The following is a 3,074-nucleotide window of genomic DNA, read 5'->3' as shown; positions in this document are numbered from 1 at the left end:
GGGCGATGGTTAGGATACATCTGGGCTGGATCCTCGGGTGGTTGCTGTGGATTCGCAACCTCTAGCGTACCATTCGAGGCATCCTGCCCCCATCGATATTTCTCGCCAACTCAAGTGGTTGGCCTTATCTCAGTGCCATTCGAGTCTGTTCCTGATCGCCTTCCTGTCGTTCGCGCTCGGGGTCGTCGGCTGTCGGCAAGAAGGAACGGCTGAAGAAGCCGGAAAAAAACTGGATCAAGCGGCTGAAAAAGCCAGCAACAAGATGGACGAGGCGAAGGCGTCGCTGAGCGAGAGCGCCGAACGAACCGGGGACTATATGGACGACTCGGGGATCACTGCCAAGATCAAGGCGGATATCCTGCGCGACCCGGCGCTGAAAGTCTTTCAGATTCACGTCACCACCACGAAGGGTGTCGTGACGTTGAGCGGCACCGTTGATGCTCAGTTGAGTATCGACCGAGCAGTGGACTTGGCCCGCGGCACCCAGAATGTGACCTCGGTCGAGAACAACCTCGTCGTCAAATAAGCGGGTTAGACCTCCAGGCGGTCTATCAACAAGCTCCGCAGGAACGCGGAGAGCGTCTCAACCGGGCAGGGATGCCATCGGCTCAGAGATCATCTGAACCACCATTCAAGACACCATCAAGGAAGTTTCATCATGCATCACGACCGCATTCTTACCGGACTCACAGGTATCGTCGTCGCCGCCGGTCTGCTCCTCGGCGCATCGTTCGTGGGCGCCGACACGGCCTATGCCCGATCCGACGAAGGCTGGCGTCCGGATCCCAGTCAGCGCGTTGGGACGCACATCGAGCGGATGGCCAAGGATCTCGATCTGACCGAGGCGCAGCAAACGGAGATTCGCAAGATCATGGCGGCCGAACAAGCCCAGCGCGATCAGCAGCGCCTCGACACCCGCAAACAGATCACTGCCGTGCTGACTGACGCCCAGCGGGCCAAACGCGAGGACATGATGCAGACGCGCATGGAGCGCGATCTGGACCGGATGACTGACCGACTCGATCTCACCGACGACCAGGTGATCCAGATCAAGGCCCTGTTCGACGCCCAGCAGGCGAATCCGGAGCTGACCCGGACCCAACTGCGCGAGGGCATCGCGGCGGTCCTGACCGATGAGCAGCGTGCGAACATCCAGGACCGGAGCCGGAAGCATCCTGGCAGCGACCGCTAAGGCGATTTCCGGGGAAGTTTCTACCGGAATCAACGCTTCAAATGGACAGGATTAAAAACAATGACTTTTATCCTGTTCATCCTGCGAAATCCTGTTAATCCTGTCGATTAAGAGCCTCTCTCGTTGGGTAGATTGTTTTCAGGAAATCACCTAAACGTCGCGGCCGACGCGGTTTTGTCGCTTTCCGGGCGTTCCGCGTTGGCGGCGGTTTTGATTCCTCAGAAACCAGGTGGAGATGGCGATGACACAACGAACCACGACCGGCTTGCTGGTGACGCTGCTCGCCGTTGGCGTCTTTAGCGCGCGCACGCTGGCACAGCCCCCCGCAACCGGAGCGATCAAACGGATGCCGACCGAATGGGCGATTGCGCCCAAGGGCACCGTCCTGCCCGAGGGGACGGTGGTTCCCGAGGGAAGCGTCGTCTCGCCTGGTGGCGCTGTGGTCTCCCGACCGCACGCGACAGCCGAGGCGGTCACCGCCCCCGAATCGTCGCAGGGGATCCCCTATACCAGCGGCGGGGTGGGCGTCTCCGAGCGCGATGAGCTGGCGCGGGTCAAGTCTCAATACAACCTGCGGCTCCTGTTCGCCGTGCGCGGCTCGGGTGAGTATCTGTCCAACGTCCAGGTGCAAATTGATGAGGTCGGCGGTCAACATCGGCTCACGGCCGTCTCCAAAGGTCCGTTTTTTTATGCCCGTCTTCCGCCAGGTCGTTACACTCTAACCCTTGATCGCGCCGGTCAGGTGCAGACCCGTCGCGTGACCCTGTCGGCACGCGGGGCGGTAAACCAATCCTTTTATTGGACACGGTAGGACACCATGATGATGATCCAGGCTCGTACCAAGGTTGTTCCACGCCTCGCCATACCACGGACAAGCACGCGCTTGGACAGGGACTGGTCGAAGCAACTATCGATCCTGCTGGGCGTCTGCGAGGAATATCAGAGCAGCACGGTCGGCATGGCCAATCTGCGCGCGGCGATCCGCCGTGAGCCGTGCTTGGAGACCGTCTTGCAATCGCCATTGACCGAGATGTGGAAGGCCAATCGGTCGCTCCGGCAAGAGGTTCTCGGCTTGCTGGATGATGTTGCCGGACGCATCGGCGGGGACACCGCGTCTGATCTCGATAGTGTCGGATAAAGGCCGCACCGATTCTCCATGAGCAAAAAATGGAGTTTGACGCTCACGATCATTGTGGTGATGTCCATCGGCGGCTGGCTCTGGTGGCGCGAGTCCCCGGTCGCCGTCACCGTCGTTTATCCAACACGCGGTCCAGCCGTCGAAGCGATCTACGCCACCGGCACCGTGGAACCCTCGGTGATGCTGCCGATCGCCTCGCGGGCGGCGGGAAATCTGATCGAGCTGCCGGTCGACGAGGGCGACCAGGTCCGCAAGGGACAAACGCTGGCTCGGCTCGATGACGCCGACTTGGCCAATACCGTGCAGGAGCTTGATGCGCGGGCGCGCTTGGCGCGTCTGAATCTCCAGCGCATGCAGGAACTGGCGCAGCGCAAGGTCGTGGCCGCCGTCGATCTCGACCAGGCGCGTGCCGAGTTGGAGGCGGCCGAGGCGGTGCTGAGGCGCGCCAAGGCGCAACGCGGTTTCCTGACGCTCAGCTCGCCCGCCGATGGCCTCATCATTCGGCGCGACGGTGAGGTCGGTCAGTTTATCCCGGCCGGTCAGGCGGTCTTCACTCTCTCCTGCTGCGCGCCGCTGCGGGTCACGGCGGACGTGGACGAGGAAGACATTCCACGGGTCCGAGTCGGGCAGAAAGTCGTCCTGCATGCGGACGCCTTGCCGGACCAGGTGTTCGATGGCGAGGTCAGCCAGATCACCCCCAAGGGCGATCCGGTCGCGCGCACCTTCCGGGTGCGCATCCGCCTC

General features: G+C 61.8%; 5 protein-coding genes. All 5 read left to right on the top strand.

Annotated elements, in window-relative coordinates:
• Positions 1-37: 37 nt before the first annotated feature.
• Positions 38-526, top strand: a complete 489-nt coding sequence (locus QZY07_RS13070) for a BON domain-containing protein (protein WP_295403340.1) — start codon at positions 38-40, stop codon at positions 524-526.
• Positions 527-658: 132 nt separating this feature from the next.
• On the top strand, positions 659-1,192 hold the full coding sequence (locus QZY07_RS13065) for a pilus assembly protein (protein ID WP_295403336.1): 534 nt from the start codon (positions 659-661) through the stop codon (positions 1,190-1,192).
• A gap of 241 nt (positions 1,193-1,433) precedes the next feature.
• On the top strand, positions 1,434-2,003 hold the full coding sequence (locus QZY07_RS13060; protein ID WP_295403334.1) for a carboxypeptidase regulatory-like domain-containing protein: 570 nt from the start codon (positions 1,434-1,436) through the stop codon (positions 2,001-2,003).
• A gap of 72 nt (positions 2,004-2,075) precedes the next feature.
• Positions 2,076-2,330 (top strand): hypothetical protein, encoded by a 255-nt coding sequence (locus QZY07_RS13055; protein WP_295403332.1) that lies wholly within the window; start codon positions 2,076-2,078, stop codon positions 2,328-2,330.
• 18 nt (positions 2,331-2,348) lie between these two features.
• Positions 2,349-3,074: efflux RND transporter periplasmic adaptor subunit (locus QZY07_RS13050; protein ID WP_295403329.1), on the top strand; the 726-nt coding region annotated here is incomplete at its 3' end.

Origin of the sequence: uncultured Thiocystis sp. (assembly GCF_903866365.1) — a bacterium.
Lineage (GTDB): Bacteria > Pseudomonadota > Gammaproteobacteria > Chromatiales > Chromatiaceae > Chromatium.
This window is presented reverse-complemented; position numbering and strand designations above follow the sequence as displayed.

What these genes read in the sequence shown, in the direction of transcription:
- QZY07_RS13060 (WP_295403334.1), top strand. Translation starts at nt 1,434, where the DNA reads ATGACACAACGAACCACGACCGGCTTGCTGGTGACGCTGCTCGCCGTT.
- QZY07_RS13065 (WP_295403336.1), top strand. Translation starts at nt 659, where the DNA reads ATGCATCACGACCGCATTCTTACCGGACTCACAGGTATCGTCGTCGCC.